The following is a 24,042-nucleotide window of genomic DNA, read 5'->3' as shown; positions in this document are numbered from 1 at the left end:
CCGGAGCCGGCGTCGAGTGACCTACGGGCTTCCCCCCCCGTACATGGCTCCATCAAGGGTATGGCCATGGGGCGGGCCGTGAAGGCGGTTCCTGGTGCTCCGTTTATCGTACTTTCAGGGCCCTTGCCGGTGGACTTCTCTGAGCCTGCGGGTGGAAACCCCTGGATTCCGGATGGAATTCGCCACGGAATTCGCCGTTACCGCCAACCGCCGCCGCGCCGGGGGAATTCGTCGCGGAGCACTACCACCGTGGCGGACCGGAAGTCGCCCGGCGATTTCACGGAACTTCCCGGCCGTCGGCCGGAGGTTCACCGGAGGCCGGCCGGCGGTCTGCCCACGGGCGGCGGCGAAGGCGTTGCGGCGCGCCGCGCGGCGGACCCAGGATGCCCCGGAGGCGGTCACCACCCGCCGTGCCCCTCGTGTACCGGGAAGGTGGCCGATGGCACCCCGAATCGCAGTGACGGCCTGGCACTTCGCACCGGTCGACACCGTCGACCGGGCCGTACGCCCCCGCCACCCCGCCGGCACCCTCACCCACGGCACCGCGCATGCTCCGGGCCGGCGTTGAGCCCGGGCCGCGGTACGCCAAGGGCTACTGCGGCGGCAACGGCTTCGTCATCCTCCTCGACCCCGACAACCGCGTCCCGCTGTCCGAGGCCGCCGCGCGCGCCCTGTGCGCGCCGCACACCGGACTGGGCGGCGACGGCGTCCTGAGGCTCGTGCGCACCGCCCGGGCCGGGGTGCCCGGACTCACCCGCAGCGAATGGTTCATGGACTGCCGCGACCCCGACGGCTCCCGGGCCCTGATGTGCGCCCCCGGCCTCGGCCTCGTCGCCCGCTACCTGACGCTCGTGGGCCTGGCCCCGCCCGGCCGGATGTGGATCGGCACGCGCGTGGGCGACAAGCGCGCGGCCGTCGGCCCCGACGGCCGGGCGACGACGGAACTGCTGCCGCCGCGCGTCCTCGGCCCGTCCTCGGCGACCGTCGACGGGCGGACGCTGCCCGGCACCGCCGTCTCCCTGGGCAACCTGCACCTGGTCTGCCTGCTGGAGACGCCCGTGGGGTACGTGGACCTGAACCGGGACCTGCGCCTGGACGTCGCCGCCTACCCCCGGACCACCGGCGTCATCGTCCCGGACGTCCACCTCTCCCTGGTCAACGTCCTGCCCGACGGCAGCCTGCGGGTGCGCGTCCACGAGCCGGGCGTCGGCTCGAGGCGCTCGTGCGGCACCGCCGTGTGCGCGGCGGCCGCCGCCGTCCAGCACACGGCCGGGGAGTGGGGCACCACCATCGTGGAGAGCGACTGCGGACCGCTGTCGGTGACGCTGGAACCCAACGCGCCGGCGCTGCTGTCGGGAGCGGCGGGCATCGCCGCCGAGGGCGTCCTGGACGCGGGCTGGCTGGCCGCGCTGTGAACGAGGAGAAGATGCCGGTGCCCGCCGACGCCGACCACGCACCCGTCGCCTGCCCGGGCCCCGGCGGCGCCCGGCATGGCGTGAAAGGCGGGTGGACAGGAGCGGGCGGCGTGCCCAGGGTCGTAGGGGGTGTCCTAGCGGACCCGCCCACACCCAGCGAGGGGAAGTCATGCGCCCGCGTTCCAGATCGTGGATCGTTCTCGCACTCGCCCTACTTGTGGCCGCGACGGTGACCTCGTCGGCCCTCCCGCGCCCGGCCGGCGGCCGCCCGGCGTCCGTCGCCGCGCCCGCCGGCCCGCCTCGGCCCGAGGCCCGGGACGTGGTGCTCGCCGTGCACGGCGGCGCGGGCACGGCCCTGCGCCGCGAGGACACCGACGCCCGTACCGAGAAGGCCTACCGCGACGGTCTCGCCGGCGCCCTGCGGGCCGGGCGTGACGTGCTGCGCCGGGGCGGCGACAGCGTGGCCGCCGTGGAGGCGTCCGTTCGCGTCCTGGAGGACAACCCGCTGTTCAACGCCGGCAAGGGCGCCGTCTTCAGCGAGGACGCCGGCCACGAGCTCGACGCCTCCGTCATGCGCGGCCGCGACCAGGCGGCCGGGGCCGTAGCCGGGGTGCGGCACGTGCGCAACCCCGTGTCCGCCGCCCGCCTGGTGATGGAGCGGACCCCGCACGTACTGCTCGCGGGCGAGGCGGCGGACGCCTTCGCGGCGCGCGCCGGCCTGGTGCCCGTGACGCAGGACTACTTCTGGACACAGAAGCGGTGGGACGAGCTCATGAAGGCCAAGCAGCCCCGGCCGGCCGCCGCGGCCCGCGACGAGAGCATCACCGGCACCGTGGGAGCCGTCGCCGTCGACGCCCGGCGCGACCTCGCCGCCGCCACCTCCACCGGCGGCATGACCAACAAGATGGCGGGCCGCGTGGGCGACTCGCCCCTCGTGGGCGCGGGCACCTACGCCAGGAACGGCACCGTCGCCGTGAGCGCCACCGGCCAGGGAGAGGTCTTCATCCGGGGCACCGCGGCGGCGACCGTCGCCCACCTCGTCGAATTCGGCGGCAGGGACGTGGCGTCGGCGGCGTACGAGGTCGTGGTGGAGCGGCTGCCGAAGCTGGGCGGCAAGGGCGGGGTCATCGCGCTGGACGACCACGGCACGTACGCCGCTCCGTACAGCAGCGAGGGCATGCTGCACGGCTACGCCACGAAGGACGGCCGGATCGTCACCAGGATCTTCCCCGACGAGTGACCCCGGTCACGATCTTTCCGTCCAAACCCCCTGCCACCAGCGGGAATGCATGACGGGAAACCCTGGCGTGACGACGTCGCACTGGAGTCGCGCCGGGGGCCGGGCCGAGGGTGGTGACCATGAACGCAACCGACGCGAACACCTCCGACCGTGACGTCCTGGCGGTCGTCAGCCAGAGCGGCCCCACCGTCACCTTCTTCGACGCGACGACTCACCAGCGGCTCGGCGTCCTCGAAGTGCCCGCCGAGCCCCACGAGTTGTGCTACGACCCGGACCGTCGCCTGCTCTACTGCCTCAGCACCTATGTCTCCGGCTACTACCACGCGCACCAGGGACGCGCCCGGCAGATCACCGTCATCGACCCCGACACCCGCACGATCGTCGACACCCTCGACACCACCCCCGACCACGCCCCCCACGGCTTCGCCCTGGACCGGGCCCGCGCCCGGCTGTACGTCAGCGTCGAGGCCACCGACACCGCCCCCGGCGGAGTGATCGTCTACGACGCGCGGACCCGTGAGCGCCTGGCCAGGATCCCGGTCATGGCCAACGGCCCGCACTGGTTCGCGATCACCCCCGACGGGCGCCGGGGCTACTCCACCAACAAGGAGGCGCCCTTCGTGTCCGTCGTGGACCTCGAGCTCGACGCGTTCGTCGGCCGGATCGAGGTGCCCGGCAGCGAGGGACTGGACGTCTCGCCCGACGGCCGGCACGTCTACGTCGCGGCCCCCAAGGGCGACTTCGGTGTCCGCCCGTCGGCCCCGCCGGGGGTGCGCGTGATCGACGTCGCCAAGGGCGAGGTCGTACGGACCCTGCCCACCGAGGGCGTGGTCTTCCCCGTGCACACCACCGCCACCGGCGCGGTCCTCGCGGGGGAGCTGCGGATGGCCCGGGAGCCCGGCGGCGAGCTCGGCGCGCAGACCGACGGCGTGCTGACCGTCTTCGCGCCCGGCACCCTCGAGGTCCTCGGCCAGGTGGAGGTGGGGCGGTTCCCGCTGACGATCACCTCTTCGCCTGACGGCGGAACGGGTTACGTGGCGAACGTCATGTCCAGCACGGTGACGGTCGTGGACCTCGAGAGCCTGAGCGTGACCGCCACCCTCGAGGTCGACCGGGCGGGCGAAGCGGGTGCCCACGGGCTGGCCTACATACCCGCGGCCCGTAGCTAGAGGGCCCGGGCGGTCCGCGCGGCGCCGCCGGTGCACCCAGGCGGAGGAATCACCGGGCGGCGCGCGGTTGCGAGGTTTGGCACCTGCCCCGAGGGTGGGTGTCAAGATCATCGAACCGGCGTCGTCGCCGGGGTGAGGTGACGGACCGTGCGCATCCGGCGGTCCGTCACCCGTGAGGAGTCGTGCATGTCCGGATACCGTGACGCCTTCCGGCGTGGTCGCGGACGCCACCGGCGCCGCCGCCGGGCTCCGCTGAAGCCGGTCCTTGCCCTGTCCGTGCTCGTGGCCTGCTCGGCGTACATGGCGCACGCGGTGGACGACGACCCCACCGAGTGCGGACCGCAGGGCATGGCCGGCCCGAACTGCCGGAGCATGCCCCTGGGCAATCGGGCCGACAACCCGGCGGGCAAGGCGGGCGGCGCCGAGGCCGTGCCGCACGAGGGCGACGGCGCGGGCGCCGCCCCCCGGCCCCACACCGCCGAACAGGAGGGCGTCTACGACCGCGAGCGATGCGGCAACACCTCCGGCCGGGTGCTGCTGACGCTGGACGACTGGCCGTACAACGACCCGCAGCGGTCCGTGCGCATCGGCGCCCAGCTGCAGGCCCAGGGCGTACGCGCGGCGTTCTTCCTCATCGGCAAGTTCGCCGCGCAGTACCCCCAGATCACCGCGACCCTGCGGCAGCAGGGCCACTGGGTGGGCAACCACTCCTTCTCCCACCAGAAGCTGACCGCGCTGGACGAGGACGTCCTCACGGACGAGATCCGCCAGGGGGTGGGCGGCAACATGCTCCGCCCGCCCTACGGCGCCGCCGACGAGCGGGAGCGGGAGGTCGCGGCCGACATGGGCTTCCGGATCTGCAACTGGACCATCGACACCCACGACTGGGAGAAGACCGACGGCCAGCCGCGCAGCGCCGAGGACATCCGGGCGGCCGTGCGGGACGCGACGCCAGAGGAGAAGCACAACGGCGTGGTCCTGGGGCACCTGTTCAGCAACTTCCCCGACGCCCTGCCCGGCATCATCAGCGACCTGCGCAGCCAGGGCTACGGCATCTGCCGCAACACCGGACCGGTCAACGACCAGATGCCCTACCCGCTGGACTGCTGACCGCTTCTTCAGCGATAGCGCAGGTAGCGGCGCCGCACCGCCCGGAAGGCCGTGAGCTCCCGCTGCCAGGCGCCGGTCACCTCGTCCGTGCCCGCCCCGGCGTCGATCATGGTTCTGACCCGGGGCGAGCCCGTCAGCTTGTCGATGAAGCGGTCGGGGCGCCAGGCGAAGCCGCGCCAGGTCCGCTTCGCCGTGACCAGCAGCGCGATGCCCGTACGGACCGGGTCGAAGGCGTGGCGGTCGTGGACGTGCAGCTGCAGGCCGCCCACCGTCCGGCCCTGGGAGGGGCCGAAGGTGGGGGAGTAATAGGCCTCCCGGAAGTGGACGCCCGGCAGTCCGGCGGCGTTCGCGGCCCTGGCCCAGCGGCCGTCGAGGCCCTCGGCGCCCAGCATCTCGAAGGGGCGGACCGTGCCCCGCCCCTCCGACATGGTGGTGCCCTCGAACATCCCGGTGCCGGCGTAGACCAGCGCCGTGTCGGGCGTCGCCATGTTGGGGCTGGGCGGCACCCAGGGCAGCCCGGTGGCGTCGAAGAAGTCGCCGCGCCGCCAGCCCGACATCTCCACGACGGTCAGCGGCACGGCCCGCCCGGCCACGGAGGGCACGAACTCGCCGTTGTAGAGCAGGGCGAGCTCACCGACGGTCATGCCATGGGCCTGGGCGATCGGCGCGCGCCCGATGAAGGTCGCGTACGCCCGCTCGAGCACGGGTCCGTACGCCTCGCGGCCGCCCGCCGGGTTCGGCCGGTCCAGGACCACGAAGCGCTTGCCGGCCAGGGCGGCCGCCACCATGCAGTCGTAGAGGGTCCAGATGCAGGTGTAGAAGCGGGCCCCGGCGTCCTGGCTGTCGTAGACGAGCGTGTCCACCCCGGCCCGGTCGAACAGGTCGGCGAGCGGCTGTCCGCTCTTGCGGTACGTGTCGTACACCGGCAGCCCGCTCGCCGGGTCGGTGTAGTCGCCCTCGGAGAGCCCCGCCTGCGGCGTGCCGCGGTAGCCGTGCTCGGCGCCGAAGACGGCCCGCAGCCGTACCCGGCGGTCGGCGTGCATGACGTCGACGACGCCGCGCGCGTCGGAGGTGATGCCGCTCTGGTTGGTGATGACGCCGACCCGCTGCCCGTCCAACAGCCGGTAGCCGTCGGCCGCCAGACGCTCGAAGCCGGTCCGCACCCGCGCGGCGCCGTCGGGCCGCCCGGAGGAGGCCGCCGCGTGCGGCGGACCGGCCAGGGGCGTGACGCCGGCGGCCGCGCCGGTGGCCAGCAGGGTCCGCCTGGAAACCGCCATACCTGTCATATCCCAGCAAAGTAGCCCATCCGGGCCCGGCCCGTACGGACGCGACGCCGTACGGGCCGGGCCGTGTCCGCCGCGGGCCGGTGGGGGACCACCCTCGCGTCGGCGGGACGTCACAGGCTGACGGCCTCGGCGCCGTCGGGGGACCGCCGGGCGCCGGGACCGCCGGGTCGTCCTCGGCGAACTGGTCGCGCCGCAACCGGTAGACACGACGCCCGGTGGCCGCTGTGCGATTCACTCCGCCGTGGTCACTCACCCGATCCGGGGGTCGCGTCGCTCCCGGGAACGGCCGTGCGGCGCACCGGGGATCGGTCCCGCGGCGCCGGCGTACCGGCGGGCGTTCCCGGAGCGGACCGCTCCGTTCGTGAAGCGGTACGGACCGGGGCGGTGGACCCGCCGGCCGCACGCCCGGCCACGCGGCCGAGCAGCGGCAGGGTCAGGGCGAGCCAGCACGTGGCCAGCAGCCAGCCGCCCACGAGGTCCGAGACCCAGTGGACGCCCAGGAACACCCGGGTGCCCGCGACCCCGGCCGCCCACAGCCCGCAGCACGCCGCCGCCACCCGCCCCCGGGCGCCCGGCAGCGCCCGCAGCAGGCCCCAGGCCAGCAGCCCGGCCACCAGCGCACTGGTGGTGGCGTGTCCCGAGGGGAACGACGCCTCGTGGGCGTGGGCCGCCCAGTCGGCGGCCGGCGGCCGGGAGCGGTCCATGGCGGTCCGCAGGCCGATACGGACCGTCTGACCGAGCCCCAGGACGGCCAGGGCCGCCAGCACCACCGGCACCCGGCGCGACGCCGGCACCCGCGCCCGGTGGCAGGCGAACCACCCCGCCGCGGCCGCCAGCACGTACACCGTCACTCCCGTGCCCGTGGCGGTCAGCAGCCGCGCGGCGTCGACGGCGGCGGCGGAGCGGTGGGCGAGGGCCTCCGCGTGGGCGGCGGTGTCCACCGCGAACGGCCTGCCGTCCGCCGACGCCACCAGCGCCGTCAGCACGGCCAGCCCCGCCGCCGAGGAGGCCGCGAGTGTCGCCCGGGGCGTGGGCACCGCCCGCGGCGCGGGCGCGCGGCCGCTCACGCGGCCGTCAGCAGCAGCGGGCGCAGCCGGCCCTTGCGGGCCCGCTCGACCCAGGGCGCGCCCCTGGTCGCGAACACCGTCAGCGGAGCCGCCAGCGCGATGCCGACCAGCGCCCCGAGGGCCACGTCGTGGGGATAGTGCACGCCGATCCACACCCGGGAGGCGGCCATGGCCAGCGCGGCCGGCACGGCCAGCGCCCCCAGCCTGCGGTCGACCAGCCACAGCGCGGCCGCCGCCGCGAAGGCGATCACCGCGTGATTGCTGGGGCAGGACCAGTCGCCCGAGGCCGGGCACGACTCCAGGGTGAAGCTGCCCGGGATGGACCGGCACGGCCGTTCCTCCCGCACCAGCGCCTTCAGCGCCAGCTCCACGCCGTACACCACCGCCAGCACCAGCGGTGTGGCCAGCACCCGGGCCATCATCGGCGAGTCCGAGCGCCGCGCCCGCCACCAGGCCGCGAGCACCAGCGCGGCGAACAGCCCCAGCCCGAAGGCGGACCAGGTGACGACCGTGTCGTTCAGCAGCCAGGGCGCGTGCCGGGCGTCGCGGGTGATGTCGGTGTAGAGGCCGCCGTCGATGCCCGAGCCGTCGAACGCGGGCCAGGGGGACGGGGGGAGGAGGGGCCCGAGCGCCTGGGGTATGTCCTTCATCGCTGTCCTCCGTCGGTGCGCGTGACGATCGTCGGTGCCTCGGCCGCGGCCCGGCGGCGGCCGCGCAGCAGCTCGAAGGCGAGCGGCAGCAGCGACAGGACGACCACGACGGCGACGAGGGGCAGAAGATACCGGTCCACGCCCGGGAGCGCGGAGCCGAGACCATAACCGGCCAGCACCAGCCCCACCGTCCACAGCAGCCCGCCCGCCACCTGCCACACCGCGAAGGTACGGGCGCCGACCCCCAGCGCCCCGGCGAGGGGGTTGAGAACCGTGCGCACCACCGGGACGAAGCGGGCCAGGACGATGGCCCGGGCGTGACCGTAGCGGCCGAGCAACTCCTCGGCCCGCGCGGCGCCTTCGTGCAGCCGTCGGCTGCGGGAGCGGGCCAGCAGCGCACGGCCGCCCCGCCGGCCGAGCACGTAGCCGCACTGCGCGCCCGCCAGGGCGCCCACCACGGAGGCGGCCAGCACCTGCGCGAGGTCGAGGTGCGGCCCGGAGTACGCGCCCGCCCTGCACAGCAGGCCGGCCGTGAACAGCAGGGAGTCGCCCGGCAGGAAGAAGCCGATCAGCAGGCCGGTCTCCGCGAACAGCACCACGGCGACGCCGAGCGCGCCGAAGGACGCCAGCAGCGACGAGGCGTCGAGGACGTTGACGGCCAGCGGGGGGAAAGGGGGTGCGAGCACGAGTGCCGGGCCTCCCATGGTCGAGGGCGGACACGGTCGGGGGCGAGGACAACCGGGGCGAAGACAATCGGGGCGGAGACATAAGAATCCCCCCGCCCCGGGGCCCGTACACCCGGAGCAGGGGGAATTCGGTGCAACCGATGTGGGTTCCGACGCGATCGTCAGCCGTTGCCCGAACCGTTGCCCGAGATGATCGGGATCTCGTCGAGCAGGTGCGACAGCGGGTCGTCGCCGTCGTTGATCGTCGAGTTGTCGGTGCACTGTTGCTGCTGCTGGGACGTGAGGATCGGAATGTCCTGGAGATCGATGGGCACTGCGCCGAGGATGCCCTGGAGGTTGATCTTCCCGATACCCAGGCACGGCTTGTTGAGCGTGCCCTGGATCAGGCTCATCTGCGGGCTTTCCTCGCCTCCGGTCTTGGTGTTGCCGTAACCGGTCTTCGCGCCGTTGGCGTTCGCGACGTCCGTGTCGTTGCCGATGGCCATGGCGGGGGAGGCCATGGCGCCGACCGCGGAAGCCGAAACGGCGGCCGTGGCGAGTACCTTCTTCAGCACGTCTATGCCTTTCGATCGATCGATGATTCCCACCGGGAAGCGAACTGAGTAACTGCGATTTATTCAAGAAGTTCCGGACTTTCACTCATTCGCTCCAGCGGCCCATTCCCCGGGCGGCGTGGTCAACCCCCTTTGGCGAGCGGCTGGTAGCGTGCGCGGCGCGGCGGGATTCTTCAGCCGTCGGCCCGCTCGGACAGCGCCCCCACAGCATGCGTCCGGGCGGGCTTTTGGATGTTCCAGGGGTGCGAGGAATCCGGTGGATCAGATGGAGGAAGACGCTCCGTGACCGTTGAATACATCCGCTACCGCATCGCCGATCCCGACCGCCGCGGCGCATTCGAGAAAGCCTGTGCCGCCGCCGCCGGTCATCTGTACGCCGCGCCCCAGTGTCTGGCCTACGAACTGGCGCGCGGCGTGGAGGACCCGGCCTGCTACGTCCTGCGCGTCGAGTGGTCCTCGGTCGAGGACCACGACCTGGGATTCCGGCACGGCCCCCACTTCGCGCCGTTCCTCACCGAGGTGGGCCCCTACGCCGGCGACATCGAGGAGACAGGGCACTACGAGCGGGCACTGGTGGTGGACAAGCGGCGTATGTGAACGGCGTGTGACACGTGCCACCCCCGTCGGGCGCACTGATCACCGCCGAAGGCGTATACGCTCGGTGCTGTGAATCTCGTCAAGCGCCGCCACGTGGACTTCGTCCGCGTCACGAGCATGTCCTGTCGCCTCTCCGGCTGACCTTCATGCCTACGCCCGCCCACTTCTGAGGGCCGTGGCCGCCGCTTCTTTTCCGCTTTACAGCTTCTCCTCATCACGCCCTACCCGGCCCCGCCGTGCCCGCATACCCTTGCGTTTGGCCCCGGCGGGCCGTCCGGCTACCGCCGGACGTTCACCGGGCCCTTTCACGCTGTGGACACCTCATGATCAACGAGCTTCCCGTTCTGGACCTCTCCGCCGCCTCGGCCGGCCCCGAGGCCCGCGCCCGCTTCCACGACGCGCTGCACAGCGCCGCCCGTGACGTGGGCTTCTTCCACCTGACCGGCCACGGCATCACCCCCGCCGAGACCGAGGAACTGATGCGCGCGATGCGGAAGTTCTTCGCCCTCCCCGAGGCGGACCGCCTCGCCATCAGCAACCTCAACTCGCCCCACTTCCGCGGCTACACCCGCATAGGCGACGAGCGCACCGGCGGCAGCCGCGACTGGCGCGACCAGCTGGACATCGGTGCCGAGCGCGCCCCCCACGTCCCCGCCCCGGACCAGCCCGGCTACTGGTGGCTCGACGGCCCCAACCAGTGGCCCGCCGGCCTGCCCGAGCTGCGCACCGCCGCCCTGCACTGGATCGAGCGGCTCAGCTCGGTGGCCGAGCGGCTGCTGCACGAGCTGCTCGCGGCGATCGGCGCGCCCGAGGACTTCTACGACAAGGCCTTCGCCGACAGCCCCCACCTGCACCTCAAGCTCGTCCGTTACCCCGGCAGCGCTCCGGACGGCGCCGCCCAGGGCGTGGGCGCCCACAAGGACTACGGCTTCCTGACCCTGCTGCTGCAGGACGAGGTCGGCGGCCTGCAGGTGGAGGGGCCCGACGGAGCGTTCATCGACGTCCCGCCGATGCCGGGCGCGTTCGTGATCAACCTCGGCGAGCTGCTGGAGGTCGCCACCGACGGCTACCTCAAGGCCACCAATCACCGCGTGGTCAGCCCGCCCGGCACCCGCGAGCGCTACTCCGTGCCGTTCTTCTACAACCCCCGCCTCGACGCCCGGATCGAGCCGGTCCCCTTCGCCCACGCCGACAGGGCGCCGGGCGTCACGCAGGACGTGGCCAATCCGCTCTTCGCCGAGTACGGCCGCAACGAGATCAAGGGCTGGCTCCGTGCCCACCCGGGCGTCGCCCGCAGGTACCACGCGGACCTGCTGCAGAGCGCCGGGACGCCGGTCGGCTGAGCCCCGGTGCGCCCCGGCCGGCGGTGGCCGCAGGCCGGGGCGCCCCCACCAACAAGATCACACCAAGGCTGCCTATCCTGCTGATCAAGGATTCATAAGGCATGCGGGGGGAATGACCTTCGTATAGGCGCTGAGCGCCACGGGGGCAACACGGGGGTGTGATCATGAGCGTGCCGTTGGGCACGGGCGTCGGCTGGCGCCCGGAGATCGCCGAGGACATCGAGCGGCTGCCGGACATCGACTGGGTGGAGGTCGTGGCGGAGAACGTCTGCCCCGGCCACCTCCCCGCACCGCTCGAGCGACTGCTCGAGCGCGGCACCACCGTGATCCCGCACGGCGTCTCCCTCGGCCTCGGCGGCGCCGACCGCCCCGACCTCGCCCGGCTGATCGCGCTGGCCGAGCGGGCCGAGGCACTCGGGGCGCCGCTGGTGAGCGAGCACATCGCCTTCGTCCGCGCCGGCGGGCCGCTCACCGGGGCGCCGCGCGTCGAGGCCGGCCACCTGCTGCCCGTACCGCGCACCCGTGACGGCCTGGCGGTGCTGTGCGAGAACGTACGCATCGCCCAGCAGGTCCTTCCGGTGCCGCTCGCCCTGGAGAACGTCGCAGCGCTGCTGAGCTGGCCGGATGAGGAGCTCACCGAGGCGCAGTTCCTCGGCGAGCTCGTCGAGCGCACCGGCGTGCGGCTGCTGGTCGACGTCGCCAACCTCCACACCAACCACGTCAACCGCGGCGAAGACCCGGCCGAGGTGCTCGACGGACTCCCGCTCGAGGCCATCGCGTATGTGCACGTGGCCGGCGGCGTCGAGCGCGGCGGGGTGTGGCACGACACCCACGCCCACCCCGTCGGCCCGCCCGTGCTCGACGTCCTCGCCGAGCTCTGCGCCCGCACGGCCCCGCCCGGCGTCCTGCTCGAGCGCGACGACGACTTCCCCGCCACCGAAGAACTCGCGGCCGAACTCGACGCGATACGCGCCGTGGCCAAGGGGACCGTACGTGCCTGACCGCGACACCGACGCGGCCCGGGAGAGACTCGCGGCCGCACAGCACGCCCTGCTCTCGGCCCTGGTCGCCGGCGGCGCGTCCCCCGACGGCTTCGACCGGCCGCGGCTGGAGGTCCAGCGCCGCGCCCTGGTCGCCAAGCGCGCCGGCGTCGTCGCCAAGATCGCCCCCGGTCTCACGGACATCCTGGGCGAGGACATGCGCCCGCTCTTCGCCGCGTACGCGCGCGAGCACCCCATGACCGGCGGCTACCACCGTGACGCACTGGACTTCGCCGCCCACGTCCTGGACCGCACCGGTCCCCACGAGGCCGGGCGACGGGCACGGCTGGCCGCCTGGCTGGACGAGCAGGCCCCCTCCGCCCCGGCCCCCCGTGGACTTCTGCGCCGCCTCGCGTCGGCCCTCCGCAAGAAAGACAGGTGACCCATGCTCGCCTTCCTCGCGCTGCTCGCCTTCGTGGGCCTCGTGGGCCCCTCGGCCTGGCTCCTCTCCCTACGGGGCCAGGCGCGCGGCGCCGACATCCCCGTCCGGAAGATCAGCACGCCGGAGGTGGTCGAGGTCGCCTACCTGATGGGCGGCGGCTACCGCGCCGCCGACACCGTGATCACCCGCATGGTCACCGACGGACGGATCGCCGTCGGATCCGACGGCAAGGTCACGGTGCTCGAGGCGGTCTCCCACGACGCCGTGGAACGCGCGCTCCTGAGCGCGTGCGGCGCCGACTGGAGCGGCTCGCTCGGCAAGCTCCGGACGGTGCTCCGCTGGAAACCCGCGATGGACACCCTGGAACGTTCGCTGGAGGCTCGGGGCCTGCTGCTGTCGGCGGCCGCGCGGCGCTCCTGGGAGCGCGCGGCCAACACGCAGGTGGCCGGCCTGGTCGTCGGGGCGACCCTGGGGACGGGCCTGCTGCCCGTCCCCGGATTCCGCGCCGCCGCGCTGATCATGCTTGTCCTCGTCGTCGCCGGGATCGTGCTGCGTGTGAAGGGCGCCCCGCCCCGCCACTCCTGGGAGAACGCCACCGACCTCGGCGCCGAATACCGCGGCTACCTCGAGGCGATCGACCCCTGGAGCGGCCCCTGGAACGAGGAGCGGGACGAGGCGGCCCGGCTGGCCGGGCTGGTCGCCCGGCGCGGATACGAGGCACTCCCCGACGGCGAGCTGCGTACACAGCTCAAGAAGGCGGACCAGGAGCCCTCGAGCCGTTCCCCCATGCGCCGCTCCTCCTCCACCCGGAAGAAGAGGACGAGTTCTTCGTACTCGTCCTCGTCGTCCTCCTCCTCGTCCTCGTCGACCTTGTACTCGTCCTGCTCGAGCGGTTCGAGTTGCTCGAGCAGCTCGAGTTGTTCGTCCTCCAGCTGCTCTTCCAGCAGCTGCTCGTCCTCGAGCTGCGGCAGCAGCTAGCCGCTCCCGGCCGCACCGCCGTCGGCGCGCGGGCGAATACCGGACAGTCGCGGCGCGCCGTGTCCGCTATCCGCCCGCCGTCCGATGGTGGCGGCGGTCATGGGTGTTCACGCCGTTGACCTCTGACGGAGCGTCATATTGCGGAAGCGGTCGCTCCTCCCGTCCACGTCCTCGTGGGCGATCGTGTGCGACCGGATGCTTTCTTGTGCGCCGCGATGTCCGGACGGGACACTCGTTCGGCAACTCTTGACATGGACGCGACGTGCGGTCGCGGCCGTGCCGCATGAATCCTCCCGTGCCCGGACGTCGACGACGACGGGCGCACCCCCCTCACAGGAGGTCGGCGAGTTGAACCACTCACGCATACCCAGGCTCCGGACGGCCCTGGCCGTCGCCGGCGCCGCGGCCCTGGCGACCACCTCGCTCACCACGCACAGCGCAGGCGCGGCGCCCCCCGGTCCGGCCGTGATGCCCACGGCCGCCGCCCTCGCCGCGGCCCAGCGGGCGCTCGACGCCGACGCGGCCGTCCCCGGCACCACCACGTACGTCGACCACGCGGCGGGCAGGGTCGTCGTCACCGTCGACCGCACGGTCGAGGGCGCCGCCCTGGCGAAGGTGCGCGACGCCGTCGCCGCCCTCGGCGACAGGGCGACCGTCAAGCGGACGGCCGGCACGCTGCGGCCCCTCATCGCGGGCGGCGACGCCATCTGGGGCAGCGGAGTGCGCTGCTCCCTCGGATTCAACGTCACCAAGGGCGGCAAGCCGTACTTCCTGACCGCCGGGCACTGCGGCAACGCCTCGGCCTCCTGGTCCGAGTCGCAGGGCGGCTCCCGTGTCGGCACGACCGAGAAGGCGTCCTTCCCCGGCAACGACTACGCCCTCGTGAAGTACACCGCCACCACCGACCACCCGAGCGCGGTGGACCTCTACGACGGCGGCCGGCAGGAGATCGCCAAGGCCGGCGAGGCGACCGTCGGCGAACACGTCTCGCGCAGCGGCAGCACCACCCAGGTCCACGACGGCGAGGTCACCGCTCTCGACGTCACCGTCAACTACCAGGAAGGCCAGGTCAAAGGCCTGATCGGGACCACGGTCTGCGCGGAGCCCGGCGACAGCGGCGGCGCCCTCTTCGACGGCGACACCGCCCTCGGCCTCACGTCCGGCGGCAGCGGCGACTGCTCCTCGGGCGGCGAGACCTTCTTCCAGCCCGTCCCCGCCGCCCTCGGCGCGCTCGGGGCCCAGCTGCCCTGACCTCCATGCCCCCACGGCGCGACCCCCGGGCGTTCGCCTCCGCCCGGGGGTCGCTGCCGTGCGGGGCCCGCGCGCCACGGCGCCGGCCCGCGTCACCCGGGGCTCACCCGGGGCTCACCCGGGGCTCACCCGGGGCTCACCCGGGGCTCATCCGGGGCGGAAGGCGACCCGGGCGTTGGAGTCCGCCGGGACGATCAGCACGTCGCCCCGGCTCCGGTCCCAGCCCTGCGGAATGACGAACATCCGGTTGTCGACCTGGGCGAGCAGGCGCAGGCCGTGGTAGCGGTAGCGGAAGCGCTGGGCGACGCCCGGGACCGACGGCAGCACCTCCTCGCGCACGCCGGAGCCCGTGAAGTGCAGGCGCTCGGTCGTGTCGAGGACGATCTCCGGCCGCAGCCCGAGGTTGCGGGCGAGGTAGCGGGCGTCGGAGCGGCCCTGCAGCTGGGCGTAGGCCTGCACGGTCCAGAACAGGCACAGCGAGATCAGCGCCGCGACGAACGCCAGGGCGGTCAGCTCCCGCCTCCCGTACCCCATGCGCCCGGTGGATCTCAGGTACAGCAGCCGTCCGTACAGCACCAGCAGCAGGCCGGAACACAGGATCAGGGGAGTGTCCAGCAGCCCGGCGTGCCAGACCTCGTACCCGGCGAGCACACCGACGACGAACAGCGCCACCCCGCACCCGACGAGCCCCAGCGACAACCCCGTCAGGACCGGTGTCAGGCGGGGCCGCGACGCGCTGAGCACGGAGACCGCCGTGTAGCCCAGGGCGCCGAGGAGGCCGACCATCAGGGCCGTGCCGACCGGCATGAACAGGGGGCCGGCGCTGCGCAGCAGGTAGTCCTGGGTGGACAGGTCCAGCGTCGCCGCGTCGATGCCGAAGTACTGGTACCGGGCGTCGACGTAGGCGAAGCCGAAGTACAGGAGCAGGCCCGTCACCAGGGTGGTGGGCGCGACGACCCCGGCGATCGTCTTGAACCACGCGCCCCACGGCGGCCGGACCGGGGTCTGCTCCTCTTCCTCCACCGCGTCCCTCGCCGTCCTACGGCTCGCCGGGCTCGCCGGGCGTGTCCACGTCGGGCGGGGCCTCGGGGGTGGCCGGTGGCGCGCCGGGTGTCGCGGGGGTGCCGCCCCCGCCCGGCGGGGAGGCCGGGCCCTGGCGCTCGTGGCCGGCCGTGGGAACGCTGCCGCACAGGTCCTCGGAATAGCCGGAGAGGTTGGCGCACACGGTGTGGGCGGCGACGGCCGGCTTGCCCTGATCCGGGGGGAACTCCCAGTCGATCTCGGTGGTCCTGCCGGTCGTCAGGGTGACGGTCTGCGGCTCGGGCCGGGTCGTCCAGCGGCCCTCGCCGGGTGTCTTGTCCTGGAACGTCACCTCGGTCTCGTAGCTCTGGGAGGACGGCGGCTGACCGTCGCCCTTCCCCTCGGGCACGGTGACCGCGACCTTGCCCTTCGGCCAGGTGCCGGAGAAGTTCGCGGAGGGCTTGCCGGCCGAGCCGAAGCCGCCCTGCTGCTTCTTGCCGGTGCCCCCGCCCGGCGCCGGCTCCTCCCCGCCGTCGTCGGAGGAGCAGCCCGCGAGCGTCAGAGCGGTGGCGGCGGCCGTGCTCAGGGCCAGCAGGAGACCTCGTCTCACGGGGTGTGCCCGGCACCATCGCTGATCCACGCTGCCGACGGTAACCACGGCCGGCCGCCCCGGCGCGGCAGGCGCGCGACGCCAGGGACAATTCACCCGTTCCCGGCGCGAGCGCCCGCCCTCAGTGCCCGTCGGCCAGACCCAGCCGTCCGGCCACGCGCGCGTGCAGCCGGCCCAGCCGGGCCGGCACCCACCAGTTGAGCCGCCCCGCGACCGTCAGGTACGCCGGGACGAGCACGCCCCGCACCAGCACCGCGTCCACCAGCACGGCGGTCGCCAGCCCCGTGCCCAGCAGCTTGAGCGAGGTCACCCCCGAGGTGGCCAGCGCGCCCGTCACCACGGCCACGGCCAGCGCGCCGGTGGTCACCAGCCGGCCCGTACGGGCCACGCCCTCCACCACCGACCGGCGGTTGTCACCCGTCAGGAAATAGCGCTCCCTCACCCGCGACAGCAGGAAGATCTCGTAGTCGATCGCCAGCCCGAACGCGATCGCGAACATGAGCAGGGGCATGGAGATGTCCAGCGCCCCCGTCGCCGTGAACCCGCCGAGCGCCCTGCGCAGATGCCCGTCCTGGAAGACGAACACCAGCACCCCGAAGCTCGCACCGAGACTGAGCGCCCCGATGACCAGCCCCTTCACCGGCAGCAGCACGCTGCCCGTGAGCAGGAACAGCATGGCCCACGTCGCCAGCGCCGCGACGGCGGCGGCGAGCGGCAGCCGCTCCCGCACGGCCTCGCGGGTGTCGGTCAGCAGCGCGGAGCGCCCCGTGACCAGCTGCCCGCCGCCGGGCGCGGGCAGTGCCCGCAGGGCGCGCACCAGCTCCTGGCCGGCCGTGGACTGGGCCTGCCGCGGGCCGCTCAGCAGCAGCACTGCCCCCCGCCGTGGACCCCCGGCGGCCGTGGCGCCGGGGGTGGCCGCCCACCGGGCCCTCCCGGCCGACGGCAGGGCGGCCGCGGTGCGCGCGTACGCCCGCAGGGCCGCGGCGTCCCGTACCGGATCCGCGCGGGGCAGGACGACCGTCACCGTCCGGTCGGCCGAGGAGGCGAAGCGCGCCCGGATCTCATCGGAGGTCCGGTGCGCCTCGGTGTGCGAGGGCAGTACCCGCTCGTCCGGCAGGCCGAACCGCACGTGCGCGAACGGCGAGGCGAGCAGCAGCAGTACGAGGGCGCAGCCGCCGCCGTAGGCCAGCGGCCGCCGGGTCACGGCACGGGCGACGGCCCGCCAGGCGGGGCTGTCCGCCCGCGGCGGCCCGGCCGCCCGTCCCCGGCGCAGCACCGTGAGCGGGTCGCAGCGGTCGACGCGGGTGCCCAGGAGCGTGAGGACGGGGGGTACGAGCACCGTGGCGGTGGCCGCCGAGAACACCGCCACCGCCATGCCGGCGCAGGCCATCGACCGCAGGAACGGCAGCGGCAGCACCAGCAGCGCCGACATCGACAGCGCGACCGCGCAGGCGGAGACGGCGACGGTACGCCCCGCCCGGTGCGCGGTGCGCCGCACGGCGAGCTCGACGGGGTGCCCCGCGCGCAGCTCCTCGCGGTAGCGGGTGACGAGGAGGAGGCCGTAGTCCACCGCGAGTCCGAAGCCCAGGGCGCTGGTGAGGTTCATGGCGAACACGGACACGGGCATGACGTAGGTGAGCAGCCGCAGCAGCGCCGTCGTGCCGACGACGGACACCGCCCCGATCACCAGCGGCACGAGGGCGGCCACCAGCGACCGCAGGGAGAGGACCAGGAGCAGCAGGGTGACGGGCGCGGCCACCAGCTCGGCCCGCATCAGGTCCCGCTGGCTCTGTTCCCTGGCCTCCACGCTGACCCAGGCGCCTCCGGTGGCGGAGACGTCCAGGACGCCCTGGCGGCCGGTGAGGCCGGGCACGAGCTTCTCGGCGGTGCGCGCCGCGTCCCGGTCGGCGCCCGCGAGGTCGGCGGTGACGAGCGCGGCGGCGCCGTCCGCCGCGCGCAGGGACGCGTCGCCGCCCGGCCAGTACGAGCGCACGCTCGCCACGCCGGGGGCGCGCGCCAGCCGTGCGGTGAGGTCCTGCCCCGCCGCCCGCGCCCGGGCCGTGTCCACGCCGCCCGCGGCGCGGGCGAGCAGGACGATGTCGGGGTTCCCGGCGCCGAAGCGGTCGGCCAGCAGGGCGTTGGCCCGCGCCGACTCGGTGCCGGTGGCGGTGTAGCCGCCGTTGGCGAGCCGGCCGGCCGTGCCGGAGCCCGCCACCGCGAGCAGGGCGGTGAGCACGGCGGCGAGCGCGGGGACCAGCCAGGCCGCCGGCCGCCGGACGGCGTCGCGGCCGGACGCGCCCGCCGTGGTCGCGGCCCCGGCCCCGGCCTCGGGGGAGGCCGGGGCCAGGGGCGCGGGGCCGGGGGCGGGCTGAGGGGTCACGCGGCCCGGAAGAAGAGCACGGCGTTCTGCCCGCCGAAGCCGAAGGAGTTGCTGAGCGCCCCCTCCATGCGGTGCCGCCTGGCGATCTTCGTCACCACGTCCAGGTCCATCCCGTCGTCGAGGCGGTCGAGGTTGGCGGTGGGCGGAATGAGCTGCCGCTCCAGGGAGAGCACCGTGCACGCGGCGTCGACCGCGCCGGCCGCCCCGAGGGAGTGACCGATGACGCCCTTGAGCGAGGTGACCGGCGGCGGGGTGCGGAAGACGGCGCTCAGCATGGCGGCCTCGACGTCGTCGTTGAGGGGGGTGGAGGTGCCGTGCGCGTTGACGTGGTGCACCTCGTCGAGCCCGGCGCGGGCATCCGCCAGCGCCGCCTCCACGGCGCGCCGCGCGCCCGCGCCCTCGGGGTCCGGGCGGGTGGCGTGGTAGCCGTCGCTGGAGGCGCCGTAGCCGGAGAGGTAGCCGCGCACGCGGGCACCCCGGGCCCGCGCGTGCAGCGGGCGTTCGAGGATGAGCATGGCCGCGCCCTCGCTCAGCACGAACCCGTCGCGGTCCGCGTCGAACGGCCGGGAGGCGCCGGCCGGGTCGTGGCAGCGCCGCGACAGCGCCTGCATCCGGTAGAAGGCGGCCGAGCCCATCGGGACGCGGGCGCTGTCGGTGCCGCCGGCGATGGCGATGTCGCACGCCCCCGCGCGCAGCAGGTCGCGGGCGGTGCCGACGGCGGTGGCGCCCGAGGCGCAGGCGGTGGAGGTGGTCAGGCACGGCCCCAGGGCGCGCAGGTCCTTGGACACCTCCCCGGCGACCATGTTGGGCAGCGAACGCAGCAGCGCGGTGGGCGAGATGGCCTCCACCCGGCCCTCGTCCAGGTTGCGGTACTCCTGCGGCCAGCGGTCGCCGCCGTTGCTGGCGGTGCCGATGACGATCGCGACGCGGGGGGCGTCCCAGACGGCGGGATCCAGCGCCGCGTCGGCCACCGCCTCGCGCGCGGCGACCATCGCCAGGTGGATGAAGCGGTCGTTGCGCCAGGTGATCCGCCGGCCGAGCAGCGCGTTGCCGTCGAAGCCGGGCACCCGGCACGAGAAGTCGACCGGCAGCCCGGCCAGGTCCTCGTCGAACGCGCCGAGGCCCTCGCCGGCGCACAGCCCGTCCCAGGTCGCCTCCCGGCCGAGTCCGGCCGGAGTCACCATGCCGATGCCGGTGACGGCGACCTCGCGTTCGCTCACCGGACCGGCCCGGCCGGGGCCACGGCGTCGGCCGGGGCCTGCGGCTGCGCGCCGACGGTGCCCGCGGCGACCAGCCGTTCGATGCGGGCGGCGATCTCGCCGAGCGTGGCGCCCGCCGGGGGCTCGCCCAGGGTCACCTTCAACCGGTCCTCGAGCAGGGTGACCATCTCGACCTGGGCGAGGGAGTCGATGTCGAGCCGCTCGAAGGTCGCGTCCGGGGTGAGTTGCTCCTCGGGAACACCGAAGTATTCCGAGAGCAGACGGGTCATCAGGTCGTATACGGGTTCCATCGACCGTTCTCCTCGCTCGGGGTCGGCTGCCGGACGCCAGGCATACAGTTCATCTCATGTCATAGCGCACTTATCCGGTTGTTCCTTCGTCGCAGCCTCCTCCGCCCTCCGCCCCGGGCCGGAACGACACGCTCGCCGTCGTCGTCGCTGTCACCCGTCCTGCCGAGGACCGCCGCCGGGAAAACCCCGGGCGTTCCGCCGCCCGGCAGTGGCATGCTGTGCTGCGTGAACGGTCCCCAGATTCCCTTCAGCTTCGCCCCTGAGCTGCGGCTTTTCGTTCCCGCCGACCGCCGCCGGCCGGGCACGCCGGTGACCACCGACGGCGTCTCCACGCTCGGGCACGTGGTCGAGTCCCTCGGCGTTCCGCTCACCGAGGCGGGCCGGCTGCTCGTCGACGGGAAGGAAGTGGCGCGGTCCCATATCCCGGGTCCGGGCGAGTCCGTGGAGGTCGAGGCCGTCACCCGCCCCCAGGAGGTGCCCGGCGCCCCGCTGCGGTTCCTGCTCGACGTGCACCTGGGCACCCTCGCACGGCGGCTGCGCCTGCTGGGCGTCGACGCGGAGTACGAGAGCGAGGACATCGGCGACCCGGCGCTGGCCGCCCTCTCCGCGGCCCAGCGACGGGTGATGCTCTCCCGGGACCGGGGGCTGCTGCGACGCCGGGAGCTGTGGGCGGGGGCGTACGTCTACAGCGACCGCCCCGACGAGCAGCTGCGCGACATCCTCGGCCGCTTCGCGCCGGTCCTGGCCCCGTGGACGCGCTGCACCGCCTGCAACGGCCCGCTCCAGGACGCGGACAAGGAAGCGGTCCGCGAGCACCTCGAGCACGGCACGCGGCGTACGTACGACGTCTTCGCCCAATGCCTGGCGTGCGGCCGGGTGTACTGGCGCGGCGCTCACCACGCGAAGCTCCAGGCGATCGTCGAGGACGCGGTGCGGGAATTCGGCACGACCGCCGCCTGAGCGTTTCCGCTGAGCGTTTCCGTCGAGCGTTTGCGTTTTCCCGCCTTTTCGTTTCTCCGCCTTTGTTTCTCCGCCGCCGGGCGGGCCGAGGGGCCCGTCCGGTGTCGCATTCCGCCTTCCGGGTGCACGCTGGATACGTACTACAGGAGGTGGACGCTATGAAGACGATCGTCGGATGGCACGTCGAGGTCGAATTCGAGGAAGTCGACAAGCGCACCCGCGCGGCCGCCATGCTGAGGCTTCCCGACGGCGCCGAGCTCCGGGCGAAAGCCCACGCCACGCGGCACCCCGACGACCCCGAGCAGGTGAAGGTCGGCGAGGAGGTCGCCGCCGCGAGAGCGCTCAACCAGCTCTCCCGGGACCTGCTGGACAAGGCCGGGCACGACATCGAGGCGGTCACCCACGTCGAGGCCCACCCGGCGATGTGACCGGCGCGCGGGCCCCGCGACACCGCGCCGCACCGCGGAAAGCCGGCGGTGCGGAGGTAGGGTGCTGCGCGTGCTCAAGGGATTCAAGAGTTTCGTGATGCGCGGTGACATCGTCACCGTGGCCGTGGGGCTGATCATCGCGCTGGCCCTGTCCACGCTGATCAAGGCGTTCACCGATTCCGTGATCAACCCCATCATCGCGAGCCTTCAGGGCGGGCGCTCCATGGGGCTGGGCTGGCAGCTCGGCCGGCCGGGAAATCAGGCCACCTATCTCGACCTCGGGGCCTTCATCTCCGCGGTCATCTACTTCGTCATCTTCATGGCCGTCGTCTATTTCTTCATCGTCGTGCCGTACAAGCACGTCCAGGCGCGCCGGGGCGTGGTCGTCTTCGCCGAGCCGGGGCCGCTCAAGACGTGCCCGGCCTGCCTGTGCGAGGACCTGCCCGCGGCCGCCCGCAGGTGCCGGTACTGCGGTTCCGACCAGGAACTGGCGTAGGGCCGCGACGTTCGCGGGGCCGCGGCGCCTGCGGAGGCGTTCGCGCGGACGTGCGACTTTCGTAGGTGCGACTTTCGTAGGGCCACGCCGCGACCTTCGTTGAGTGTGCCCGGTGGGCCGCACTGCCTAAGGTTCCGGTGTGAACGTGACATCGTGGGCCCGTGACCTGTGGCAACGCCTGACCGACCCGGGGCAGTGGTCCCGGCGGCGGCTGGTCGGGGAGGGCGTGCTCGCGCTGGCGCTGGGGCTGATCGCGGGCCGGTCGGAGCTCGGCTTCGGCTGGCCCTGGGCGATCGGCGCCGGGCTGATCGTCGCCGCGCTGTCCCTGCTGCGACGGACGCTGCCCGCCAGCGTGCTGATCGCGGCCGGCGCGTTCGGCTCGCTGTCGGAGTCCGGCGGCCTGTTCCTGCTGGGCGTGGCCGCCTGGTCCGCCGGGCGGCGTATCCCCGGCGTGCTGCAGGCACTGGTGGCCTTCACCGTCTCCTTCGCGCTCTTCGAGGCGTTCGCCCTGTGGAAGGCGCCGGACCAGATGGTCTTCGTGCTGATCTTCGGCACCGCCCTGTTCCTGATGTTCGCGGTCGTCCCCGGCCTGACCAACCGCTACTGGACCCAGCGCCGCACCCTGCTGCGCACCCTCAGACTGCGCAACGTCCAACTGCTGCGCGAGCGTGAGATGGTCGCGAGCCAGGCCCGCTTGCGCGAGCGGCAGCGCATCGCGCAGGACATGCACGACAGCCTGGGCCATCAGCTCGCCCTGATCGCGGTGCAGACCGGCGCGCTGGAGGTGGACCGGGAGCTGACCGGGCGCCAGCGGGAGGCGGTCGGCGTGCTGCGGGAGGCCTCGGTGGCCGCCATGCAGGAGCTGCGCGAGGTCGTGGGCATCCTCAAGGACGGCACTCCGGAGGAGGAGCAGCCCGTCTCCCGGGTGGTGGCCGGGATCGAGGAGCTGGTCGAGGCGGCCGTGGCGGCGGGCATGCGGGTGGGCGTCGACCGCTCGGGCGAGATCCGGCCGCTGGCCCCCGCCGCCGACCACACGGGATACCGCATCGTGCAGGAGGGGCTGACCAACGCCGCCAAGCACGCACCCGGCGCGGCCATCGCGGTCAACCTGCGCTACGAACCCGACTCGCTCCTCGTGGAGGTGGCCAACGGCCCGGTCCCCCCGGGCGAGGCCCGGGCGGCCGGGCAGGGGGAGGCGGTCAGCGGCGGCCAGGGCCTGACCGGGCTGCGGGAGCGGGCCCGGCTGGTCGGCGGCATGGTGTTCACCGGCCCCGCCGAGGACGGCGGCTTCCGGCTCGCCGGCGTGCTGCCGTACGACTCCGCCGAGGCGGGGGAGGCCCGTAAGGCGGCGACGTTCGTCGACGCGTCCGACGACTTTCGGCGGCAGATGGAAGAGGTGGCTCCCGGCGACGGTGGACCGGTCATCGACCGGCTGGATCCGCGCGAGGAGTTCAAGGACATCATGAGCACGAAGAAGAGCAACGGCTGCCTGGTCGGCGCCGTCGTCGGCCTGCTGATCCTGGTGGTGCTGGCCGTGGCGGCCGTCTTCGGGATAGGGGCGATAGTCGACGAGGCCGACAAGGTCATGATCGACCCGGTGGTCTACGAGTCGGTCAAGGTCGGCGACCCCGAGCGGCAGGTGCGCGAGAAGCTGCCGGAGGGCAAGTCCTTCCTCACCTCCGATGTCGAGGACAAGCTGCCCGCCGAGCCGGCCGGCATGAGCTGCCTGTCCCTGCTGTCGACCGACACCTCCCGGGGGCTGTTGACGGACACGGTGTACCGCTTCTGCTTCAAGGACGGGAAACTGTCCGAGAAGCGCGAGTTCCACGTCAAGAGCTAGCGCCGCACAGCGACCCCGAGCAGGAGTACA

General features: G+C 73.8%; 23 protein-coding genes and 1 pseudogene. 14 read left to right on the top strand and 10 right to left on the bottom strand.

The window, feature by feature from the left end; genetic code table 11:
- Positions 1-439: 439 nt before the first annotated feature.
- The 5 genes from AB4K12_RS21075 (at position 440) to AB4K12_RS21055 (ending at position 4,934) form a co-directional block, all read left to right on the top strand.
- Positions 440-568 (top strand): hypothetical protein, encoded by a 129-nt coding sequence (locus AB4K12_RS21075; RefSeq protein ID WP_368435657.1) that lies wholly within the window; start codon positions 440-442, stop codon positions 566-568.
- On the top strand, positions 549-1,415 hold the full coding sequence (locus tag AB4K12_RS21070) for a diaminopimelate epimerase (RefSeq protein ID WP_368435656.1): 867 nt from the start codon (positions 549-551) through the stop codon (positions 1,413-1,415). Before AB4K12_RS21075 ends, AB4K12_RS21070 begins: the two co-directional genes overlap by 20 nt.
- A gap of 169 nt (positions 1,416-1,584) precedes the next feature.
- Positions 1,585-2,655: an isoaspartyl peptidase/L-asparaginase family protein gene (locus AB4K12_RS21065; RefSeq protein ID WP_368435655.1), complete on the top strand. Its 1,071-nt coding sequence runs from the start codon at positions 1,585-1,587 to the stop codon at positions 2,653-2,655.
- Positions 2,656-2,774: 119 nt separating this feature from the next.
- Positions 2,775-3,824, top strand: a complete 1,050-nt coding sequence (locus tag AB4K12_RS21060; protein WP_368435654.1) for a YncE family protein — start codon at positions 2,775-2,777, stop codon at positions 3,822-3,824.
- A 186-nt stretch (positions 3,825-4,010) separates the two neighbouring features.
- The gene (locus tag AB4K12_RS21055; RefSeq protein ID WP_368435653.1) at positions 4,011-4,934 is read left to right on the top strand and encodes a polysaccharide deacetylase family protein; all 924 of its coding nucleotides are present in this window, start codon (positions 4,011-4,013) and stop codon (positions 4,932-4,934) included.
- Positions 4,935-4,942: 8 nt separating this feature from the next.
- On the opposite strand, the gene AB4K12_RS21050 is transcribed toward AB4K12_RS21055, so the two are convergent.
- The 5 genes from AB4K12_RS21050 to AB4K12_RS21030 form a co-directional block, all read right to left on the bottom strand.
- Positions 4,943-6,211, bottom strand: a complete 1,269-nt coding sequence (locus AB4K12_RS21050) for an exo-beta-N-acetylmuramidase NamZ domain-containing protein (RefSeq protein WP_368435652.1) — start codon at positions 6,209-6,211, stop codon at positions 4,943-4,945.
- Positions 6,212-6,465: 254 nt separating this feature from the next.
- Entirely contained in the window at positions 6,466-7,287 is an 822-nt protein-coding gene (locus tag AB4K12_RS21045; RefSeq protein WP_368435651.1) for a phosphatase PAP2 family protein, read from the bottom strand.
- A complete protein-coding gene (locus AB4K12_RS21040; protein WP_368435650.1) occupies positions 7,284-7,937 on the bottom strand; it encodes a phosphatase PAP2 family protein in 654 nt (217 codons plus the stop codon). The genes AB4K12_RS21045 and AB4K12_RS21040 overlap by 4 nt, the downstream gene beginning before the upstream one ends.
- Entirely contained in the window at positions 7,934-8,641 is a 708-nt protein-coding gene (locus AB4K12_RS21035; RefSeq protein ID WP_368435649.1) for a DedA family protein, read from the bottom strand. The genes AB4K12_RS21040 and AB4K12_RS21035 overlap by 4 nt, the downstream gene beginning before the upstream one ends.
- Before the next feature lie 143 nt (positions 8,642-8,784).
- Positions 8,785-9,177 carry a rodlin gene (locus AB4K12_RS21030; protein ID WP_368435648.1) on the bottom strand — a complete coding sequence of 131 codons (393 nt, stop codon included), beginning with the start codon at positions 9,175-9,177 and terminating at the stop codon, positions 8,785-8,787.
- A 282-nt stretch (positions 9,178-9,459) separates the two neighbouring features.
- On the opposite strand from AB4K12_RS21030, the gene AB4K12_RS21025 reads away from it, so the two are divergent.
- The 5 genes and pseudogenes from AB4K12_RS21025 to AB4K12_RS21005 all read left to right on the top strand — a co-directional run bounded on the left by AB4K12_RS21025 (position 9,460) and on the right by AB4K12_RS21005 (position 14,768).
- A complete protein-coding gene (locus AB4K12_RS21025) occupies positions 9,460-9,774 on the top strand; it encodes a putative quinol monooxygenase (RefSeq protein WP_368435647.1) in 315 nt (104 codons plus the stop codon).
- Positions 9,775-10,097: 323 nt separating this feature from the next.
- Positions 10,098-11,117, top strand: a complete 1,020-nt coding sequence (locus AB4K12_RS21020; protein WP_368435646.1) for an isopenicillin N synthase family dioxygenase — start codon at positions 10,098-10,100, stop codon at positions 11,115-11,117.
- 164 nt (positions 11,118-11,281) lie between these two features.
- Positions 11,282-12,539, top strand: a pseudogene (locus AB4K12_RS21015) (DUF692 domain-containing protein).
- Between the two features lie 3 nt (positions 12,540-12,542).
- Positions 12,543-13,517, top strand: coding sequence for a TIGR04222 domain-containing membrane protein (locus tag AB4K12_RS21010; protein ID WP_368435645.1), 975 nt, complete (start codon positions 12,543-12,545; stop codon positions 13,515-13,517).
- 348 nt (positions 13,518-13,865) lie between these two features.
- Positions 13,866-14,768, top strand: coding sequence for a S1 family peptidase (locus tag AB4K12_RS21005; protein WP_368435644.1), 903 nt, complete (start codon positions 13,866-13,868; stop codon positions 14,766-14,768).
- 147 nt (positions 14,769-14,915) lie between these two features.
- Here AB4K12_RS21005 and AB4K12_RS21000 read toward each other — a convergent pair whose 3' ends face one another.
- From AB4K12_RS21000 to AB4K12_RS20980, 5 genes are all read right to left on the bottom strand, one after another.
- Positions 14,916-15,791, bottom strand: a complete 876-nt coding sequence (locus AB4K12_RS21000) for a hypothetical protein (RefSeq protein WP_368435643.1) — start codon at positions 15,789-15,791, stop codon at positions 14,916-14,918.
- A gap of 16 nt (positions 15,792-15,807) precedes the next feature.
- Positions 15,808-16,398 carry a hypothetical protein gene (locus tag AB4K12_RS20995; RefSeq protein WP_368435642.1) on the bottom strand — a complete coding sequence of 197 codons (591 nt, stop codon included), beginning with the start codon at positions 16,396-16,398 and terminating at the stop codon, positions 15,808-15,810.
- 121 nt (positions 16,399-16,519) lie between these two features.
- Positions 16,520-18,778: an MMPL family transporter gene (locus AB4K12_RS20990; protein WP_368435641.1), complete on the bottom strand. Its 2,259-nt coding sequence runs from the start codon at positions 18,776-18,778 to the stop codon at positions 16,520-16,522.
- Positions 18,775-19,998 (bottom strand): beta-ketoacyl synthase, encoded by a 1,224-nt coding sequence (locus AB4K12_RS20985; protein WP_368435640.1) that lies wholly within the window; start codon positions 19,996-19,998, stop codon positions 18,775-18,777. Before AB4K12_RS20985 ends, AB4K12_RS20990 begins: the two co-directional genes overlap by 4 nt.
- Entirely contained in the window at positions 19,995-20,288 is a 294-nt protein-coding gene (locus AB4K12_RS20980; RefSeq protein ID WP_368435639.1) for an acyl carrier protein, read from the bottom strand. The genes AB4K12_RS20985 and AB4K12_RS20980 overlap by 4 nt, the downstream gene beginning before the upstream one ends.
- A gap of 225 nt (positions 20,289-20,513) precedes the next feature.
- Here AB4K12_RS20980 and AB4K12_RS20975 point away from each other — a divergent pair, with 225 nt between their 5' ends.
- From AB4K12_RS20975 to AB4K12_RS20960, 4 genes are all read left to right on the top strand, one after another.
- Positions 20,514-21,248 (top strand): Mut7-C RNAse domain-containing protein, encoded by a 735-nt coding sequence (locus AB4K12_RS20975; RefSeq protein ID WP_368435638.1) that lies wholly within the window; start codon positions 20,514-20,516, stop codon positions 21,246-21,248.
- Between the two features lie 158 nt (positions 21,249-21,406).
- Positions 21,407-21,676, top strand: coding sequence for a DUF1876 domain-containing protein (locus AB4K12_RS20970; RefSeq protein ID WP_368435637.1), 270 nt, complete (start codon positions 21,407-21,409; stop codon positions 21,674-21,676).
- Positions 21,677-21,746: 70 nt separating this feature from the next.
- Positions 21,747-22,172, top strand: a complete 426-nt coding sequence (locus AB4K12_RS20965) for an MscL family protein (protein WP_368435636.1) — start codon at positions 21,747-21,749, stop codon at positions 22,170-22,172.
- 139 nt (positions 22,173-22,311) lie between these two features.
- Positions 22,312-24,012 carry a sensor histidine kinase gene (locus AB4K12_RS20960; protein WP_368435635.1) on the top strand — a complete coding sequence of 567 codons (1,701 nt, stop codon included), beginning with the start codon at positions 22,312-22,314 and terminating at the stop codon, positions 24,010-24,012.
- Positions 24,013-24,042 lie beyond the last annotated feature (30 nt).

The sequence above is a fragment of the Streptomyces sp. C36 genome (assembly GCF_040932295.1).
Taxonomy (GTDB): domain Bacteria; phylum Actinomycetota; class Actinomycetes; order Streptomycetales; family Streptomycetaceae; genus Streptomyces; species Streptomyces triculaminicus.
The sequence above is the reverse complement of the archived record's forward strand: the minus strand, read 5'-3'. Positions and strand labels throughout refer to the sequence as shown.